This is a genomic window from Microcoleus sp. D2_18a_D3, assembly GCF_036702455.1.
In the GTDB taxonomy this organism is placed as follows: Bacteria; Cyanobacteriota; Cyanobacteriia; order Cyanobacteriales; family Microcoleaceae; genus Microcoleus.
Genome location: NZ_JAUBTK010000021.1, coordinates 52,276 through 70,369, shown reverse-complemented (window position 1 = coordinate 70,369; position 18,094 = coordinate 52,276). Strand labels below are relative to the sequence as shown.

Here is an 18,094-nt window from a genome sequence, read left to right as displayed (position 1 = left end):
GGGGCATTGGGAGTTGGGAGTTGGGCATTGGGAATTGGGCCGAAAAGAATTAGGAAATGGGCATCACCTAAGATAGTGAACAGTGAACAGTGAACAGTGAACAGTGAACAGTGAACAGTGAACAGTGAACAAATAACTTAATTTATGCGCTTCAAATCCCTTGATGTTTTTCGCGGAATTGCGATCGCCTCGATGATTCTAGTCAACAACCCCGGCAGTTGGAAACAGGTGTATCCGCCGCTAGAGCACGCAGAATGGCACGGCTGCACCCCGACAGACTTAGTATTTCCGTTTTTCTTATTCATCGTTGGCTGCGCGATGTCTTTCTCGCTGTCTAAATATATTCAAAATTATCCAAAAACCGGAATAGAAACCTCAAAATTTACACAAACCAAGGAAAAATCAGCATCTGCTAAAAACCCTCTTCCTTCTTCCTTCTTCCTTCTTCCCTCTTCAAATATTTACTGGCGAATTGCCCGCCGCGCCGCGATTCTATTTATATTAGGATTGCTGCTAAATACATCTTCGATCGCCCTTGACGTACTTCTCAACAGCGCCCCGGTGGAAAACTTCGGTAAAATCCGCATCATGGGAGTATTGCAGCGCATCGGCTTAGCTTATTTCATCAGTGCGATCGCGATTCTCAACCTTTCCCCCCGCAATCAAAAACTGCTCGCGGTTGCCGTGCTTTTGGGCTATTGGGCTGCATTAACCGTAGTGCCTGTAGGGGGGTACACTGCCGGCGAACTCACGCCAGAAGGAAATTTAGGGGGATATGTCGATCGGCTAATTCTCGGTAGCCAACACCTGTACAAAGGCGGCCCCTTCGACCCCGAAGGATTGTTGAGTACCTTACCCGCAGTTGTCACAGTCCTCACAGGCTACTTTACCGGAGAATGGCTGCGAGTACAGCAAATCAAAACCCGCACCAGTATCAACTTAGCAATCTGCGGTCTCAGTTGCGTGGTAATCGGCCACTTGTGGGGATTTCTATTTCCGATCAACAAACAACTTTGGACAAGTTCCTATGTAGTGTTTACCGCTGGTTGGGCGTTGCTATTGCTAGCAGCTTGCTACGAAACAATAGAAGTGCGGGATTGGAAATGGGGGAGACCGTTTGAAATCATGGGAGTGAATGCAATTTTCCTGTTTGTTGCTTCCGGTATAGTTGCCCGAATTCTCTTAAAAACTCATATCGGTACTGGTGCAAATGCTCCAACAACTTACACTTGGATTTATGAAAACTGGTTTTTGCCGTGGGCCGGGCCGCTGAATGGTTCCCTAGCGTTTGCCGTGACTGCGGTATTATTTTGGTGGTTAATTTTGTATGGAATGTACCGCCGAGGTTGGGTGATTAAAATTTGAGTAGTTTAGTATGTAGTGGATCTAACTCTTTTCTGGCTAGCGCCTGATCTACTTGAATCGGAGTGTGCGAGGTACTAGATGCTTGAAAGGGAGACTTCCTCTGGCAAGTAGTAGCTAATGGGGCTTGACATACAAAAGCCTTTTGCGGTAATATACACCATAAAATTTATTCTCCAAATACTATATAAAAACTTACCAATAAAGTAGTAGTCATCTAAAAAGAGAAGAGGTGAATAGTTATGGCAAGAATGATTCCTCAAAAATTATCATCAACAACTAAGAGCTACGCAGAAAAGACTCTCTTCCAGATTTTTGAAAAAAATTTGAGTGATGACTACGTTGTTTTTCATGGAGCATGGTGGCAGCACATCAAATATATCGTTCAAGATAGGGAAGCTGACTTCATCATTATTCATCCCGATCGAGGAATTATTATACTAGAAGCCAAAGGAGGGCAGATCGCCTACGATCATCTGAATATGGCATGGTATCAGAACCAATACAAGATGAAGATATCTCCTTTTCAACAAGCTAGAGAAATTAAGTATAAGTTTTTGGATTTTCTCAGTAAACACGACGAATTTAAAAATAAAGATTTTTGTATTGGACAATGTGTGGCTTTTCCTGATATGGATGACGTGGCAAATAATCTACCCTCGGAAGCACCTCAAGAAATCTTACTTTTACGTCCTCAGTTAGGAAATATTAGTGGCTGGATATCTTCTGTTTTCGATTATTATAGAGCGGCAGGAAATTTTCCAAAACTTGGACAGCAGCGGACAGATTCAATCATTAACCTCATATCTCCAAGTACAGTGTTCAAAAAATTTATTGTTAATGATATTGGTGAAAACAACCAAGAAATTCTGCAATTAACAGAACAGCAATTCGATATCTTGAATAATTTGTGCTTCCATTCTCAGTGCATTGTTTTGGGCTGTGCTGGTTCAGGGAAGACTCAGTTAGCTATAGAAAAAGCAAGAAGGTTATGCCAACATAAGGTTAGAACGCTCGTAATATGTAAATCTAATAATCTTTCTCTTTATCTCGCTGCTGCTTTACAAGATGAAATTACAGAGGGTTACTGTGTAGTTTATAGTTATGAAGAAATACAACCCCAAAAATCTCAGTTAACATTTGAGTATACAGCAATCATCGTTGACGAAGGACAAGACTTTGAGCAAAAGGAAATTAACGATTTGAAACAGTTGATTCCTGATGATGGAATATTCTACATTTTTCAAGATAGTAATCAAAAAATTTCAAAAAATGCAAATAGATGCGCCCTTCAAGTAAACCCGACTGTCTTAAATAAAAACTGTCGAAATACTCACAAAATCTTCAAACATGCCGAGAAATTTGTATCCTGTATTTATGAAAGAAAGAGTTCATTAATTGAAGGAAGAGAAGTAATACATCAGATATATGAAGAGACAGATGATATCTTTAGTCTATTAGAAAAAGATATTACCGAGCTAGTGAATAAGGAGAATGTTTCTCCGGCTCAGATAGTTATATTAACTGATATGTATCCATCATCAAAGTCCCTACTTTCACAATATTCGCATATCGCTCGTTTTTATCTTAAGCCATATTCATTTTCCGATAAAGATCAAAATACTATTCATTGGTCGAATATAGGGATGTATAAAGGACTAGAAAGTGATGTTATAATGTTATTTTTTGAAAAAGAAAAGAATTTGATATTAAGTAATTGGGATATCGCAGATAGGTATGTGGGATCTACAAGAGCAAAAAGCTTGCTTGTTATTTATGAACCTCCCGATCGAGATATTGATTTTTAAGATGGGAATTTTACTGACAATTCAAGTCTTCAGATTCATATTCTATTTCACTCTCTTCCAAAATCTCTTCAAAAGAAGCTAACCCTGGAGAATGATTTTCATATAAAGTTCCTATCTGATAAACAGCCTGTTGGATCGGTTTTGGTATGGGACGCTTTAAGTTATGAGATACAAAGTCTTGCAAATGTCGATGATCGCGGTCTCTGAACATCAGATAATAAGCATATATACAATTCAACTGCAATGCGATACAATTGATTTTCATTAACTTAGTTATATGTTCAATAATTCTATTTCGGAGTTTTTGATTCATCCCTATTCTTTCTATATAGGGTAAGCCCCCCTTTCGTGAATTAACCAGATGATGAATAATTCTAGTTTTGATAAATACATTAACAAGTTCATCATCAAATACTTTAAAAAGATATTTAAGGCTGATGTTTTGAATATCATTACTATAATTTTGTGATATAAATTTTACCCACAACCAAGAGTAATAGCTCCAATGTTTTGGGTATTTTTTGGACAATATATAAAGAGATTCCATCTGCTGACTAAATGCTTGATTTTCAAGTTTCGCGCCTAATTTAATGCCATTCAAAAAAACACAGATTTTTTTTGCTTTATCTTCATCATCAATATCGTTTATTTTTATAACTTTCTTTGGATATTTTAAAAAATATAATTTCTCATATTGCTCACTTGCTTGTTTAGAATCAATTTCTTTAATGATTTGGGTTTTATCTAGCTTTTTTTCTGGCTGGCTTTCATTAGAACTCTCTTCTTGACAGGGCCTTCCATAAATGCCACTTTTATTTGAATGTTTAATGAATTTAATAATTTGTTCTTGAGCTTCTATGATTTTGGTTTTTGAAGTATTCAAATTTAGTCCTATTTTTAGAAGAAATTCTTGTAGGATTATTAACACCTTTAATGAATCACTTTTATTGTTTGTAAAAACTCTAAAATCATCTACATATCTGCCGAAATTTATACCTAAATTGAATAATGCTTCATCCACTTCATTAAGAAATATATTAGCTATAAAGCCTTCGGCTGAATTTCCTATCGGTATACCTTGGCTATTATATGTTTCACATAATTTTCCGTCCACCATTGAATAGTAACAAGTTTTGAATTTCAATGTCCTACTAAATAGAATCATAAAATGACTTTCATTAGTTATGTTTAGTTTTTGTGAAATTGCTGACAGGAGATATTCATGAGATATAGAGTCATAAAAAGATGATATGTCGGTTTTCAGCAGACAAGTGCTATTTTCGACTTGGGCAAATTGCCAATCTATAAACTCTTGAAATCCTGCATAGTGAGGCATATATAAATATCTCTTGGATCTCTTATTTTTTATATTTCTATCAAGACGATGTGAAAAGCAATTGTGAACAAACGTAAAATCCAATAGTTCAGCTAATACAGATACAAAAATAAATTTGATTACTAAGTCTTTGAAGGGAGTGTATATCATCCTTCTGAAGAACATATCTGATTTTGGTAGATAGAATGAAAACGCAGTTTCTGGTTCATACAAACTGGGATTTTCCAGAGATGATTCAATTTCTTTAAATAATTTTTCTTTATTTTGTCTGTAGTAAGCTATTTCAATAAAGTTGCAGTAGGCATCTTCTTTGATTTGGTAGTAAATAGCATATACATAGGCTTTTTCAAAAACTTCTCTTTTCTTGAGCTGTTCAATCCAAAAATCTTGATTCATTAGTTTAATTAATTTAAATGTTACCTATCAGCAAAGGATTCAATGAGTCAGGGCAAATCCCGAACGGCGGAGGGCATCAAGGGAAGGATTGCCGATCGCACTTCTAATGATATGAGAAAAGGGCGATCGATCTTTCTAGCAAAACACCAGTTTAAGTTAAAATTGAAGGCATGAGCAAGTTTTTAGGCCGACTATCGCTCAGGAAATCTATATCCAAGTTGTCCGCACTTTGTCACTAACAGAGCGGCTGCGCTTGGCAACTCTTATCCTCAACGAGTTATCGCAGCCAAATCTCGCTGTAGTCGAGCCAAGTGATACCTGGACTGAGGAAGATTGTCTTGATGTCACAACCTTTTCTTTGCAATACGCAGCTACTATCTTTCATAGCGACCCCGATATTTTAGGTGGAACTCCTGTCTTTATTGCTACTCGCGTCCCGATCGAGACTCTACTTGATTATCTCGAAGCTGGTGATTCGGTCGATGAATTTTTCGACCATTTTGCTAGTGTCAGCCGCGATCGAGCGATTTCAGTTCTCGCAACGATACGATCGCCACATAACAACGTTGATTGATGTCCGCTTCCTCAACATTGATCGCCTGCGGGATCGGAAATCCGATCGCACCCCCGCCACAATTTCCACAAATGACCGCCCCCATCCCTTCCAGCTAAAGGATTTTGCCGATTTCTCGATCGCGCGCCACCCCTCCCTAACTATAAATGAGCCCTAATCGCTAAAATTAAAAAAAGATACGTAATAGGCAGGCAGGCGTCAATGATCCCAACAGTTATAGAACAATCCGGTCGCGGCGAACGCGCCTTTGACATTTATTCGCGACTCCTGCGCGATCGCATCGTCTTCTTGGGCCAACAGGTTGACTCAGACTTGGCTAACCTGATCGTTGCCCAATTGCTATTTTTAGACGCCGAAGACCCGGAGAAAGATATTTACCTCTATATCAACTCCCCAGGGGGTTCGGTAACAGCAGGTATGGGCATTTTTGACACGATGAACCACATCCGCCCCGACGTTTGCACTATTTGTCTCGGTTTGGCAGCCAGCATGGGCGCTTTTCTGTTGAGTGCCGGCGCTAAAGGCAAGCGGATGAGTTTGCCTCACTCCCGGATTATGATCCACCAACCTCTCGGCGGAGCTCAAGGACAAGCAACCGATATTGAAATTCAGGCAAAAGAGATTTTGTACCACAAACGCCGCCTGAACGAACATCTTGCCAACCATACCGGTCAGCCGCTTTCCCGCATTGAAGAAGATACCGAACGGGATTTCTTCATGTCGGCTGAAGAAGCAAAGGACTACGGATTAGTCGATCAAGTGATCGATCGCCGTCCTTCCGCCAGCCGCCCGATCGCCGCTGTCGTCTAAATAAAAAGTTAAAAATCAAAAATGAGGAAATATTCTTCATTTTTGATTTTTAATTTTTAACGTTCAAAAGTAGCTCTTTAATGGATAAACGGGTGGCGAGAAACCGGGTTTTTTACCCTAATCTTTGGTTCTCAACCTTAATCTCTGTAAAAAACCCGGTTTCTTTAATCTAATAGCCTCCAGCGCCTTGTTTAGTTGCCGAATTCCTAGGGCAAAGATTCGAGATATTGCAGGAAGTCGAGCAATTCTACTTGATTTAAGAAATGGCGCGCTTCTTTGCCATAACCTTGTTTGAGATAATCTTTTCCTTGGCTGGGACTCCAGTTCAACCGCTTGATTTCCTCAGTGGTTCTGCTGTAGATTTCCAGATATTCTAGGAAATCTCCCAACTGTTCGCTAGAAAGCTCTCTCTGCGACGACTTGCCGTAATTGTGTTCGAGACAGTCAGTTTCTTGTTTCTTAGTCCATTTCAAGCGCCTGAGAATTGCCTCTATTTGGGCGATCGTATCCGAATTATCCTCGATCGCATCGCTGGGAATTCCCACTGCGATCGGTTGCAATTCCCTGACTTCGGCCGCACCCTGTAGCAGTTCACTTTGGCTAGAAGTCGGCACCTCCAGTTCCTGAAGTGGTTCGCCGTAGCTAGAAGAAAGCCAAGCGTCTGAGTCTAACTGCTTTGGTACAAACCCAGTAGCCTCGACGCGATCGACCTTTGGCGGCAGCGGTTCCGGTACAGGTGCGATCGGCTCTTCATTTAATTTCGCTTCAGTCTTGACAAAATTCCTTTGATGTGTTTCAAGCAATTTGTCAGCAACAGGCATTTCTAGAACCGGAAGAGGAACACTTGTCGGCCCAACAGGAACCGGAACAGCAGGAGGAGGGGGAGGGGGAACAGCAGCAACCGGGGAAACGGCAGGAGGAGGGGGAACAGCAGCAACCGAAGCAACCGGAGCAACCGGAGCAACCGGAGCCGGATCAACAGTCGCGATCGCACGATCGGGCTCAGCAAATCCGAGGATAGCGATCGCTCGCAACCGGGCGCGGTCTTCAGCATCCTCAACAGACTCAGCAGCCGACATAGCCGTAACAAGAGTTTTGCCGTCAACCTGAACCAGACAGCGAACAACAAACTTACCGTGATGAACAGTCAGCAACTCACAGATTAACTGTCCAGCGGGATAAAGGGCGCGAAATTCAGCAAACATAATTTTTTGACCCCGAAACCAGGAGGGGCTTATGACTTAAGTGTAGTACAGCCAGAGAGAAAACTATTTTCTGAAAGCACCTATTCAACATACAATAAATTAAAGGTGAGTCATCCGCGCAACCTTACACGCCACTAAACCCCATCCCACATCCAGCGGTTTAAGCTAACAAGCATCGGGCGTCATTTCTACCTATAGGAGATGACACAGCAACTAAGCAAAAGTAGTAAAAGTCTCCGGTTTGCGTACCTGCACTTTCTACAGCACAGATTGCTCCCGACCCGCTCGTTGCACCTCTGTCCGCAAGGGCAGATCGCGTGCAAAAAACAGGGGCATCGCAGCAGCGAGCTACTAGCAATTTTGCCTTGATGCGGTAAATTCTTTGCTAAAGCAAGAAGCAAGAGGCACTTCAAAAGGAAGAAGGAACAAGGCAGAAGGAACCAGGCAGAAGGAAGAAATGCAAATTTTCTCCCTCTCCATCCCTCCATCGGCTCATCCTCGACTCAAGCCGTCGCTTTCAGTATCGAGCCATCTTTTAAGAACCGACAGGGGCTTTCTAATTCGCAAAGTGCTCGGCGCTGCTGACCTAAAAGCAAACAAACCAACGCTAAAAAATTGTATTGGGGAATAGCGTGCGGGACAGTTTTCTGCACCGTCAGCAGTCAGTTCAAGACAGACAGCAGACAATTAGCACCAAGCCGGTGTCGGGAGAGAATCTCAAAAAAAACCTCGCGATGAAACAAGGTGGCTGTGCTCGCGTCTCCACCTATCAACCCGCGCATTTGTTGGGAAGCAGGCACTGCGAGGGCCCGAGGGGGCGCGGCTGATTTCGCCAAAATTTAGACTAATTGCTGGAAACAAGAGGATCGATCGCTACATGGAATTTTCTATCGCTGCACTGCTGGCAAATTTTACAGAAGACAAATTAGTGGCCCCAAAAGCATTGGAGAAAAAACTCGACTGCAACGACGCCACCAGTCAACTCAAACTTCAAATCGCATTAGAAGCTCTAGAGAAAATTGGCATATTAGTCAAAGACAAAGGCCGCTATCGCCGAGTAGCTGAAGACGACGTAGTAGAAGCAAAACTGCGCTGTTCGAGCAAAGGATTTTGCTTTGCAATTCAAGACGCCGAAGGCTCAGAAGACGTTTACGTGCGGGAAAGTCACCTCTCGACAGCTTGGAATGGCGATCGAGTCTTAGTCAAAATCATCAAAGAAGGTAGCCGCCGCCGATCGCCCGAAGGCGAAGTCATGCTCATCCTCGAACGCGCCAACCCCTCGGTACTCGCGCGAGTCAAGCAAACCGCCACCCCCACCGGCCGCGTCAGCTACAGAGCAATCCCCCTGGACGATCGCCTGCTGTTTGAACTAGACTTACTCGCAAACGGCACAAATCTCCAAGAGGCGATCGACCACCTAGTACACGTCGAAGTCAAACGCTACCCCCTCGGCACCCACCGCCCAGTCGGCAAAGTAGTACAGGTACTCGGTTCCGACGCCGAAGCCGCAGACGACCTCGACATCGTATGCTGCAAACACGACTTGCCGCGATCGTTCCCCGCCGCCGTCATCAAAGCAGCCGAAAATTTGCCCAGCAAAGTCAAAAAAACCGACATCAAAAAACGGCTAGATTTGCGTAACATTCTGACTGTTAGCTTCAGCAAAAACGAACCGGGAACAACCAACAGCGAAAACGATGCCCCTAAAGTTGAGGAGGAAAATCTCTCCGAGGGAGGAGGCGAAAAGGAGTTTGACCCAACATCATTCCTCTCCGATCCGCCAGTGGAACGCGCTTTGTCGATCGAAACCTTGAAGCCCGGCCGCTGGCAAATAGGAATCCACATCAGCGACGCCGCCGAGTACGTGCAGCCAGAAACCCCGATCGACCGCGAAGCCCGCAAGCGAGGCACCGCCGCCCATCTGGGAGAAAAAATCATCGCCGTACTCCCAGAAACCCTCAACGAGCGCTGCTCCCTCCTGCCAGACACCGAACGGCTGGCCTTCAGCATACTGCTGACCCTAGACGAATCAGGAGAACTCCTAGAATACGAGATTCAAACCAGCGTCATTCAAATTGACTACCACCTCACCTACGAGCAAGCTCAAGCAATTCTCGAACCAGGCGATGCCGAAGAGCACCCTTTATCCTCCGCCCTCCGTCCTTTCCTAGATCAACTCGGTGCCGCCTCACAGGCTGCCAGACAGACAAGGCTCAAGCGAGGAGCTTTTGAACTAAATTTGCCCGACGCTAACTCTCACTTCGACGACGAAGGCGAATTAGGAGCTTTTGCAACGGCTCCCCCCGCCCAGTCGGCTGTCTCCGAGTTGATGGTACTTGCCAACCAAGCCGTCGCCACTCACCTGCAAGCCTTGGGAGTCCCAGCAATTTACCGCGTCCAGCCGATGCCAGACCCGGCAGACATTCAAGAGTTCATCAAACTCTCCAACAACCTCGGAGGCGAACTGTATCTCGAAACCGAAGAAGAAGTTTTGCCCTTGGACTTTCAGCGATTTACCCAGCAGTTTGCCGGCCTTAAGTCCGAAAGAGTTCTCACCTACCTGCTAGAAGACACCATGAAGCCCGCTGTTTACAGCACCACTCCTAAGCCACACTTCGGTTTGGGGCTGTCAGAGGGTTACACGCGCTGCACTTCGCCGCTTTCCCGCTACGCCGATTTGCTGGTGCTGCGGGTGTTGCAAGCGGTGTTCGAGCAAGGCCGCAGCAGCCGCACAACACGGGCTAAGGAAAAAGTTGACTTGCACCATTCCTCCTGTCACGGTCAAATTACTTGGAATGTTCTTCCCCCAGATTTGCACCACGAATTTGAGACAGAGTTTGCATCGGTAGTAGTCCACCTAACCGAACGCGAAAGGGTTGCTGAGGATGCCGAAAGCGATTTGCAGGGATTGAAGAAAACCGGATTGATGAAAGAGCGCACCGGGCAAACTTTCCAGGGTTTGATTACAGGCGTGCAGTCTTACGGTTTCTTTGTGGAAATTGAGGTGCGGCCACCGGAGAGCGACATCCTGCGAGTTGAAGGACTGGTGCACGTTTCCTCGCTGAAGGATGACTGGTACGAATATCGATCGCGCCAGCAAACTCTGGTGGGCCGCAAAAACCGCAATCAGTATCGTTTGGGCGATCGGGTAGAAGTTCAAGTCAAGAGTGTGGATTACTACCGCCAGCAAATTGATTTAGTTGCAGTTGGCGGCGGCAGTCAAGCTTTTGATGATGATGAGTAGTTAGTTGATAGTTGATAGTTGATAGTTGATAGCTAACAGTAAAGGTAGGGTGCGTCGCCAGTTTCCAACTCTCGCCTGTTTCTAACAAACGTCTGCTGTTCAGAAACCGGGTTTCTTGATGAAACCCGGTTTCTGAAGTCCGCTTCAAGAAAAATCAGGCTTTTTTGCAAATATTGCGGTGCTAAAATTCGATACTTTCCAAAAAAATCAGGTTTCTGGACTCGAGTCAGTGAAGGATCTAGAGCATCTGTGAGGAGGTGGGGTGGAAGGCTTTCCCGCACACCAAGGCGCATATTTCTAGTCTCTCCGAACAAGACCAGCTTTTGGCTAAGTCTTTTTGATACCAAACATTTTCTAGCACTTCTTTGATAGATTTGCTGCGGAGGTTGTTAAATCCTTGCCCATATTTTTCAAACAGAGCGATCGCCTGGGTCATATAAGTGTCGCTGTAATGAGCGTATTTGGTCTGAGCTGTATAGCAGCAGGGCCACAGTTCAGCGTCAAAACTAACGTAAATTTCAGCTTTCTTTTGCGACTGGCAGTTAATTTCAATGCCCTGAAAATAATTTTCTAATCCTCCATATTCTTGGACGGCTTTGCGAAAGTTGGGGATTTCTGGATTTTGATACTGGGGTAAGGAAGCCGGCTTGAGTTCTACGGAGCTTTCTTTGTTCGCTTTAGCAGCTTTAGCCGGAGCAATTTCTTGAGCGAGTTGGAGTTTAACGGCTTGCTGAAAAGCTTCATTTGCTTCTTCTATTTTACCTAATTGTGTCCAAATTTTGGCTAAATTTCGATACACTCCTGAAAAATTTGGTCGAATTTCCAGCGCTTTTTGATAGTGAGAAATTGCGGGTTCCCATTGTTTTTGAGAAGCATAAACGCTGCCCATATTTGCATAAACTTCGGCAAATTCTGGCTGAATTTCTAGGGCAGTTTTATAGGAGTTCATCGCTTCCTCCAGACAGTCTGTGAGCTGTAGCAGATTGCCTAATGTTTTGTGAGCGACGGCAAAGTTTGACTGAATCTCAAGTGCTTTTTGACAAGCTAAAAATGCTTGTTCTAAATTTTTTTCCGCTAAATAATCTTCAGCTTGTCGGTGAAAATTGAGAGCTGCTTTTTCTAGGGTGATGGGGGTAGAACGATCGCGCTTTTCCTGCGTCTGGGAGTCCACCTCTGCGATCGCCTCCTCCTTTTCTCCGACTTCATCAACCTCTGACAGCGCAAAGCGAGACGTTGCTTTAGCTTGAAATTTAATAAACCCCAGTCTACGGGCCAAAGCGCGAGCTTCTTCGACTTGGTGTTGATTGTGTTCAAAGACTAAATATTGCCACTCTGCTTGGCCACCGGCGCCAATAAAGGCCTCGACGGATTCCATAATCCGGTTCCAGTTTGTATTGCGACGGTAGAGGTGGTTGGTATCCGCTAATCCATCGATGGCAAAAATAACGCGATCGTTTGGTTGATTCAAAATTTTGGCCAGTTGTCGCCACCAATCAGGGCTGCGTCCGCTACCATTGGTGTACATCCAAAGGTAATTGACTCCCATTTTGTGAAAATACTTTAGCGCCGGGAGAGTGGTATTACTCACCATCGCATCCCCAAAGTTGCCGCACAGGTAAATCCAAGACAACTGAGAGCAGAATTCTTTAGGGAAGATTCTCTTAATATCTGCTATTGTCAATTCTGTCATTGGCAAAATAGGGTTCCCCGTGCGCGGACACTGAGGACAACCGGCATTACATCGGGAGGTAATGTCTAATTGCACTATTTCGATATCTTCGTATCTTAAGAACATTGTCTGCCTCCCCTGATGTTAATAAAGTAAAGTTAGTAGTTCTATTTTGACACAGAGTTGGTCGCGCGGCTATCAGGATGTAAGATGGGGCTGGGATCGGGAGCTCTGGCGATCGCAGTTAGCCTTTGTTTTTGTTAACGAAGAATAGGGTAATGATAATCCTGGCGAGCGCAGTCGCATACTTTCTTGTAGTATCCGGGGGTGTTGCAGGTGGCTATAGGTTTCGCCTTTTATTGTTATTAAGAGCGATCGCCACGCAATCATTGAATTGATTGATGAGTGTTGTGGCTGTTATTAGCACCTATCGCGCTATAATTAGTGAGCTTATTGCTGGATAATTTGCTCATGACTAATTCTGTTTCAGTCCCCGCCCAACCTCTAATTGTAGGAGTTACCGGTGCATCGGGACTGATTTATGCGGTGCGAACTCTGAAGTTTATGTTGGAGGCCGATCGCGCGATCGAACTGGTCGCTTCCAAGTCTACTTACATGGTTTGGCAAAGCGAACAGAACACCCGAATGCCCGCAGAACCGACGCTTCAAGAGGAATTCTGGCGGGAACAAGCAGGAGTACCCACAATGGGTAAACTTCGGTGTCATCCCTGGCAAGATGTCGGTGCTAATATTGCTAGTGGCTCCTTTCGTACCCAAGGGATGATCATTATTCCCTGTAGCATGAGTACGCTGGGCAAATTGGCGGCTGGCTTGAGTTCGGATTTGCTCGAAAGAGCGGCCGACGTTCAGCTCAAGGAAGGGCGAAAATTGGTACTCGTGCCTCGCGAAACGCCTTTTAGCTTGATTCACCTGCGGAATTTGACTACCTTGGCGGAAGCTGGAGCTAGAATTGTACCAGCGATTCCTGCTTGGTATCACAATCCGCAAACTATTGAAGATTTGGTAGACTTTGTGGTGGCTCGCGCTTTAGACCAGTTGGGGATTGATTGCGTTCCTCTCAAACGCTGGAAGGAAGAAGAAGGGAGTTAGTTGACAGTTGACGGTTGACAGTTGACAGTTGACAGTTGACAGTTGACAGTTGACAGTTGACAGTTGACAGTTGGCAGTTGACAGTTTGTTATTTGTTATTGATGATTTGTTAGTTTTAATTAGCAATTACCAATTACCAATTACCAATTACCAATATTTTTAATATGCGACCTGTATTTTTGCTAGTAATTGTGGTGGGGCTGACTATTTTTGCCCTGCAAAATGTGGAGCCGGCCTTATCGCTGGTGTTTTTGGGAGTTCGATCGCCTGCTGTGCCCTTATCTATCTGGATTTTGGTGAGCATGGCGGTGGGAGCTCTCACATCTTTATTGATTTCTGGTTTGCTGGCTTTTTCAAATTACCTATCTTCAACGCGGGCCCGCACGGGCCGATCCAGTCGCAGCCGTCCCGATACTTTCCCCGAAGACGGGAGAACACCTTACACGCCACCTCCCCCTCCGAGAAAACAGGAAATTGACCCGGATCTGAATAGGGAAAATAGCCAAACTCAGGCTGCTGGTTCCTACCGAACAGAGTACGGCACGTCGGCGGGTTACAGATCCGGGACTTTCCTGCAAGATACTCCGAACCCGGATGGGGCGAAGAATTACGCTCAACCGGGGACTTATGCAGCAGCAGACGATGAGGACGATTGGGTCTCAGATGGCTCAAAATCGGGTTCTCAAGGAGGTGATGACGATTGGGGGGACGATCGCGATTTTCCCGATCAACCGCAGGTCAATGATGTTCCAGGGGCAAATCCGAGGGCTTACGAAGCTCAGCAGGAACCGAAAAGCAAATCTTGGGCTGGCTCAGTATATTCTTACGGCTATCGAGATCCGAGCCAGTCTGGGGTGGGGCAAACTGAGGCTGTATACGATGCGGAGTATCGAGTGCTGGTTCCCCCGCAAGAGGCAATACCTAAACCCGCTGATGAAACACCAATAAATCCTATGGCAGAAGCAGAGGATGATTGGGGATTGGATGAGGGTGATGAGTTTGAGGACGATGATGGCCTCAGTGGCGGATCGATTAACCTGAAAAAATAGAAAAATATCGGAGGATTTGGCAGTGGATGGGTTGAGGGGAGTAAATATTTATCTTGTCGGGATGATGGGTGCGGGGAAAACAACGGTGGGGCGGATTTTGGCAAAAAAATTAAAATACCGTTTTTTTGATACTGATGAACTAATTGTTCGAGTTGCTAATCAGTCAATTGCTGAGATTTTCGATCGAGAAGGGGAAGAGGCTTTTCGGGAACTAGAAACTAAAGTGCTGGGGGAATTGTCTGCGTATCAAAATTCGGTAGTGGCTACTGGCGGCGGCATTGTGACGCGATCGATGAATTGGGGCTATTTGCACTACGGTGTAGTAGTTTGGCTGGATGTGCCTGTAGATCAATTGTACGATCGACTGCGTTCAGACACCGCTCGACCCCTACTGCAGGAGGGCGAGATCAAATCTAAGCTGCAAAGCCTTTTGAAAGAGCGAGAGCGTTTCTACACTCAAGCAGATGTCCGAGTCTATGCTGGTGTGGGGGAAAGGCCTGAAGCAGTGGCGACGAGGGCGATCGAGGAAATCCAAAAAGTTATCAAACCAGAAACCGGGCCTGAGATCAATTGATACATTCAGAAACCGAGTTTCTAAGAAAATAACAGGTTTGTGAGGACTTTTGATACCTGTTCAAAAAAATAATGCAACTATACGCAACCTCCAAACCACAAGCTTCATCAGTCATTCCCAAAATCTAAAATCTAAAATCTAAAATCTAAAATGGTATGACTTCGGTAAAAATACTGATTTTTGTCTGAGTGTGCCCGTTTAACCACCCAATATTTTGCAATCCACCGGGTTTGAGTGGATGTGATGCGTAACTTTTATAAGTATGAGGATGTGGCGATGCGGAGATTTTATACAATAACTAATGGCAGACTGATCTGATGGGTTAAAGTCGGCTATTGAGTTTTCCCTAAAAATAAAAGGGCCCCACCGCTGAAGGGCTGTAGGGCGCAAGGACAGTTAAACGCTAACTTGATTGTCGGGAAATTTAGCATCAATGCTATCCTCCTATGTGACGATTTTACGATCGTCCATTCACTCATCAACTCTCCTGTATCAAAAAATGTAACCCAGCACCGATCGAATTCAACGTGCCCTATTCTAAAAACAATACCTCATGCATTCTGACGAGCAGCTCCCAAAAGCTGCTTTTTTATTGCGATGAGTTTTTGGCTGCGGGACTTGCGGGCTCTTGGGAATAACATTTTGAGCAACAGTCGCTACACTTCAATACTGCCCTAGGGGTTTTCAGTTCCACTCCAGGTTTGTCGGTAATCGGTAATTAGTAATTGGGAATTAGTAACGCGCAACCGGGAATCGGGAATTGAGAAGCTTTACCTCACGAGGCTGGAAAACTGCTATGATTACGGCGCGGAGCGGGGAATTAATCCGGGGGTGGGGGATTGAAAAAAAATAAGCTGTATTTATTGATGGGCGATCTGATAGTTTTCGGCTAAATATCCGTTGCGAGTTATAGAATTTGGTTGGATGAATTTCCCGTTCCTCATTAAGAGAATACGAGCTTGCCTGTCCTTGACCAAAACTCGATCGCTCCGCCCAACCCCACACCTGTTAAAGAAATGGTAGCTAATACCGCAAAAGCCCGCCAATTCTTCCAACCAGATATTTGAATATCGAGTCTTGCCAAAGCTCCGGCTGAAATCAAGAGTAAACAAGTAGCAAAAAGGTGCAGCCAAGCAAAAACTACCACTGCCACAAAAGCTCCTACAATAATAGAAAGAAAAGCACCGATATCACTCGAAAACCACTGCAAAATTAAGGCTTTTATGTCTCTCAGAGGGAACGACAAGGCGACAGCAAACACTAAAATTGAAGCTATGGCTAGAAACCAAGTCAGGTGCGGTGGAACATCAAACTCAGATAATTTCCAGCCAAAAGTGAAATAAGTTACAAAAAGTAGAGTTAGGGAAACCCAAGAGTTTTTTTTCATCCAATCGCACCATTAGGAGAACCAGGCAAAAAAAGATGATGAGCCCCAGGAGTGTTTACAGGGCCTAGAGGTTAGTAGAAATAGCTTGCACCGGACAAGTAGGGATACACTGCTCGCAAACGATACACCGCGATCGAGCAAAACTTAGTTTAAAGCTTTCTGGGTCAAGGGTCAAGGCTTCTGTCGGGCAAACTCCCGTACACAAACCGCAGTCAACGCAGATATCTTCGTCTATGAGTATTTCCCGACTGGCTAGGGAAACGCCGATATTTTGCGATCGCATCCAGTCGATCGCGGCTTCTAGTTGGTCGATGTCCCCTGATAACTCTAGCACCAGTTTGCCCACTTGATTCGGAGCCACCTGAGCACGGATAATGTTGGCTGCAACATTAAAATCCTTTGCCAGTCGATAGGTGACAGGCATTTGGATCGATCGTTGGGGAAACGTCAGTGTTACCCGTTTTTTCACCCTGCAAGTCCTCGGTAATTTACAAACAATCTTTGTTATCTTATGTTTTAGCGCACTTGAGCTAAATTACTGCCTTTAGCACAAATTTTTATGAGATGGGTCTGATTATCTGAAAATGTGGTATAATCTGAATCTATTATTTAAAATAAAAACATAGAAATCAAAGCGCAATTAATTTTATGACCCAGAATTCCCCCAAGTCAACAGTCTTCCCCGCAGCCAAAAATCCCGAAACAAAAGTCGCCACGCGCCTCAGAAACTTATTGATCGTGTTAACAGCGATCGCCCTTTCAATATCCATCTTCTTCGGGCTGCAAACCCAAACGCCGTCAAGCAGTCTCACCGATATGGCAAAAGCTTCAACGCCATTAGAAACAGCTTTGATCAATGGCAAGCCGACACTCATGGAATTTTATGCTAATTGGTGCGGTAGCTGTCAGGCAATGGCTAAAGATCTGAGCGAAATAAAACAGAAATACGCCGAACCGATGAATTTTGTGATGCTGAATGTAGATAATGACAAATGGCTGCCAGAAATCACAAAATATCGAGTAGATGGCATTCCGCACTTTGTCTATTTGAACGATAAAGGCAGCGCCGTTGCTGAAACAATGGGCGAAATGCCGCGCAGTATTATGGAGGCTAACTTAGATGCTTTAATTGCAGGAAAACCTCTGCCACACGTCCAAGCAGGCGGTCAAGTTTCTAATTTTACTCCCCCCACAGGGCCTGTGAAAACCAGTAGCTCCGACCCCCGCGCCCACGGCTCTCAAGTACAGTAAAAGAAGGAAGTTCGGCAACGGATTCTGTAACGGATGTAACGGATGTCAGTCCGATGGAAGTCGGAAGAAGGAAGAAGGAAGAAGGAAGAAGGAAGAAGGAAGAGGGAAAAGGGAAGAAGACTTTAGGAACAGGCATCTTGCCTGTTCCACAAGAAAGTTTATTTGTTGTGGAACAGGCAAGATGCCTGTTCCTGATGGCGATAACTTACAGAGATTCAAAAGCCGATCGCAATTTCTGGCAATCTGCGTTGTGGGCGATCGACTACCTCTAAAGGAATATTCAACAAAACATTTTTCACAATTTATTAAAATTTATTAT

At 44.6% G+C, this 18,094-nt stretch carries 17 protein-coding genes; 12 read left to right on the top strand and 5 right to left on the bottom strand.

All coding sequences use genetic code 11. The features are described from left to right. The first annotated feature begins 144 nt into the window (after nt 1-144). Together QUB06_RS12725 and QUB06_RS12720 are read left to right on the top strand one after the other, a co-directional pair. Nucleotides 145-1,365 carry a heparan-alpha-glucosaminide N-acetyltransferase domain-containing protein gene (locus tag QUB06_RS12725; protein ID WP_333435556.1) on the top strand — a complete coding sequence of 407 codons (1,221 nt, stop codon included), beginning with the start codon at nt 145-147 and terminating at the stop codon, nt 1,363-1,365. A 239-nt stretch (nt 1,366-1,604) separates the two neighbouring features. Further along, the gene (locus QUB06_RS12720) at nt 1,605-3,170 is read left to right on the top strand and encodes an NERD domain-containing protein (protein ID WP_333435555.1); all 1,566 of its coding nucleotides are present in this window, start codon (nt 1,605-1,607) and stop codon (nt 3,168-3,170) included. A gap of 10 nt (nt 3,171-3,180) precedes the next feature. Here QUB06_RS12720 and QUB06_RS12715 read toward each other — a convergent pair whose 3' ends face one another. Continuing rightward, a complete protein-coding gene (locus QUB06_RS12715; protein WP_333435554.1) occupies nt 3,181-4,902 on the bottom strand; it encodes an RNA-directed DNA polymerase in 1,722 nt (573 codons plus the stop codon). A gap of 42 nt (nt 4,903-4,944) precedes the next feature. Between QUB06_RS12715 and QUB06_RS12710 the strand changes: the two genes are divergently transcribed. The 3 genes from QUB06_RS12710 (at nt 4,945) to clpP (ending at nt 6,286) form a co-directional block, all read left to right on the top strand. After that, nucleotides 4,945-5,076 (top strand): hypothetical protein, encoded by a 132-nt coding sequence (locus QUB06_RS12710; RefSeq protein WP_333435553.1) that lies wholly within the window; start codon nt 4,945-4,947, stop codon nt 5,074-5,076. Between the two features lie 55 nt (nt 5,077-5,131). Then, on the top strand, nt 5,132-5,476 hold the full coding sequence (locus tag QUB06_RS12705) for a DUF433 domain-containing protein (RefSeq protein ID WP_333435552.1): 345 nt from the start codon (nt 5,132-5,134) through the stop codon (nt 5,474-5,476). A gap of 201 nt (nt 5,477-5,677) precedes the next feature. Beyond that, a complete protein-coding gene (clpP, locus tag QUB06_RS12700) occupies nt 5,678-6,286 on the top strand; it encodes an ATP-dependent Clp endopeptidase proteolytic subunit ClpP (RefSeq protein ID WP_333068546.1) in 609 nt (202 codons plus the stop codon). A gap of 206 nt (nt 6,287-6,492) precedes the next feature. Here clpP and QUB06_RS12695 read toward each other — a convergent pair whose 3' ends face one another. Beyond that, entirely contained in the window at nt 6,493-7,491 is a 999-nt protein-coding gene (locus QUB06_RS12695) for a hypothetical protein (protein WP_333435551.1), read from the bottom strand. 382 nt (nt 7,492-7,873) lie between these two features. Between QUB06_RS12695 and QUB06_RS12690 the strand changes: the two genes are divergently transcribed. Both QUB06_RS12690 and QUB06_RS12685 read left to right on the top strand, forming a co-directional pair. Then, on the top strand, nt 7,874-8,122 hold the full coding sequence (locus tag QUB06_RS12690) for a hypothetical protein (RefSeq protein WP_333435550.1): 249 nt from the start codon (nt 7,874-7,876) through the stop codon (nt 8,120-8,122). A 246-nt stretch (nt 8,123-8,368) separates the two neighbouring features. Then, nucleotides 8,369-10,735 (top strand): ribonuclease R family protein, encoded by a 2,367-nt coding sequence (locus QUB06_RS12685; protein ID WP_333435549.1) that lies wholly within the window; start codon nt 8,369-8,371, stop codon nt 10,733-10,735. A 238-nt stretch (nt 10,736-10,973) separates the two neighbouring features. Here QUB06_RS12685 and QUB06_RS12680 read toward each other — a convergent pair whose 3' ends face one another. After that, complete coding sequence (locus QUB06_RS12680) at nt 10,974-12,530, bottom strand: tetratricopeptide repeat protein (RefSeq protein ID WP_333435548.1); 1,557 nt, start codon at nt 12,528-12,530, stop codon at nt 10,974-10,976. A 345-nt stretch (nt 12,531-12,875) separates the two neighbouring features. Between QUB06_RS12680 and QUB06_RS12675 the strand changes: the two genes are divergently transcribed. The 3 genes from QUB06_RS12675 to QUB06_RS12665 all read left to right on the top strand — a co-directional run bounded on the left by QUB06_RS12675 (nt 12,876) and on the right by QUB06_RS12665 (nt 15,137). Beyond that, on the top strand, nt 12,876-13,514 hold the full coding sequence (locus QUB06_RS12675; protein ID WP_333435547.1) for a flavin prenyltransferase UbiX: 639 nt from the start codon (nt 12,876-12,878) through the stop codon (nt 13,512-13,514). A 164-nt stretch (nt 13,515-13,678) separates the two neighbouring features. Further along, a complete protein-coding gene (locus tag QUB06_RS12670) occupies nt 13,679-14,563 on the top strand; it encodes a LapA family protein (protein ID WP_333435546.1) in 885 nt (294 codons plus the stop codon). Between the two features lie 22 nt (nt 14,564-14,585). Beyond that, nucleotides 14,586-15,137 (top strand): shikimate kinase, encoded by a 552-nt coding sequence (locus QUB06_RS12665; RefSeq protein WP_333435545.1) that lies wholly within the window; start codon nt 14,586-14,588, stop codon nt 15,135-15,137. A gap of 943 nt (nt 15,138-16,080) precedes the next feature. Here QUB06_RS12665 and QUB06_RS12660 read toward each other — a convergent pair. Further along, nucleotides 16,081-16,524 (bottom strand): hypothetical protein, encoded by a 444-nt coding sequence (locus tag QUB06_RS12660; RefSeq protein ID WP_333435544.1) that lies wholly within the window; start codon nt 16,522-16,524, stop codon nt 16,081-16,083. Between the two features lie 64 nt (nt 16,525-16,588). Further along, nucleotides 16,589-16,993 (bottom strand): NIL domain-containing protein, encoded by a 405-nt coding sequence (locus tag QUB06_RS12655; RefSeq protein WP_190741019.1) that lies wholly within the window; start codon nt 16,991-16,993, stop codon nt 16,589-16,591. A gap of 179 nt (nt 16,994-17,172) precedes the next feature. On the opposite strand from QUB06_RS12655, the gene QUB06_RS12650 reads away from it, so the two are divergent. Next, on the top strand, nt 17,173-17,775 hold the full coding sequence (locus tag QUB06_RS12650) for a thioredoxin family protein (protein ID WP_333435543.1): 603 nt from the start codon (nt 17,173-17,175) through the stop codon (nt 17,773-17,775). A 53-nt stretch (nt 17,776-17,828) separates the two neighbouring features. Next, nucleotides 17,829-18,047, top strand: a complete 219-nt coding sequence (locus QUB06_RS12645) for a hypothetical protein (RefSeq protein WP_333435542.1) — start codon at nt 17,829-17,831, stop codon at nt 18,045-18,047. Nucleotides 18,048-18,094: the final 47 nt, after the last annotated feature.

Bases quoted from the DNA above. Each gene is read 5' to 3' on its own strand.
- QUB06_RS12650 (WP_333435543.1), top strand. From the start codon at position 17,173: ATGACCCAGAATTCCCCCAAGTCAACAGTCTTCCCCGCAGCCAAAAAT.
- QUB06_RS12725 (WP_333435556.1), top strand. From the start codon at position 145: ATGCGCTTCAAATCCCTTGATGTTTTTCGCGGAATTGCGATCGCCTCG.
- QUB06_RS12680 (WP_333435548.1), bottom strand. From the start codon at position 12,530: ATGTTCTTAAGATACGAAGATATCGAAATAGTGCAATTAGACATTACC.
- QUB06_RS12660 (WP_333435544.1), bottom strand. From the start codon at position 16,524: ATGAAAAAAAACTCTTGGGTTTCCCTAACTCTACTTTTTGTAACTTAT.
- QUB06_RS12670 (WP_333435546.1), top strand. From the start codon at position 13,679: ATGCGACCTGTATTTTTGCTAGTAATTGTGGTGGGGCTGACTATTTTT.
- QUB06_RS12720 (WP_333435555.1), top strand. From the start codon at position 1,605: ATGGCAAGAATGATTCCTCAAAAATTATCATCAACAACTAAGAGCTAC.
- QUB06_RS12710 (WP_333435553.1), top strand. From the start codon at position 4,945: ATGAGTCAGGGCAAATCCCGAACGGCGGAGGGCATCAAGGGAAGGATT.
- QUB06_RS12675 (WP_333435547.1), top strand. From the start codon at position 12,876: ATGACTAATTCTGTTTCAGTCCCCGCCCAACCTCTAATTGTAGGAGTT.
- clpP (WP_333068546.1), top strand. From the start codon at position 5,678: ATGATCCCAACAGTTATAGAACAATCCGGTCGCGGCGAACGCGCCTTT.
- QUB06_RS12685 (WP_333435549.1), top strand. From the start codon at position 8,369: ATGGAATTTTCTATCGCTGCACTGCTGGCAAATTTTACAGAAGACAAA.
- QUB06_RS12695 (WP_333435551.1), bottom strand. From the start codon at position 7,491: ATGTTTGCTGAATTTCGCGCCCTTTATCCCGCTGGACAGTTAATCTGT.
- QUB06_RS12715 (WP_333435554.1), bottom strand. From the start codon at position 4,902: ATGAATCAAGATTTTTGGATTGAACAGCTCAAGAAAAGAGAAGTTTTT.
- QUB06_RS12645 (WP_333435542.1), top strand. From the start codon at position 17,829: ATGGAAGTCGGAAGAAGGAAGAAGGAAGAAGGAAGAAGGAAGAAGGAA.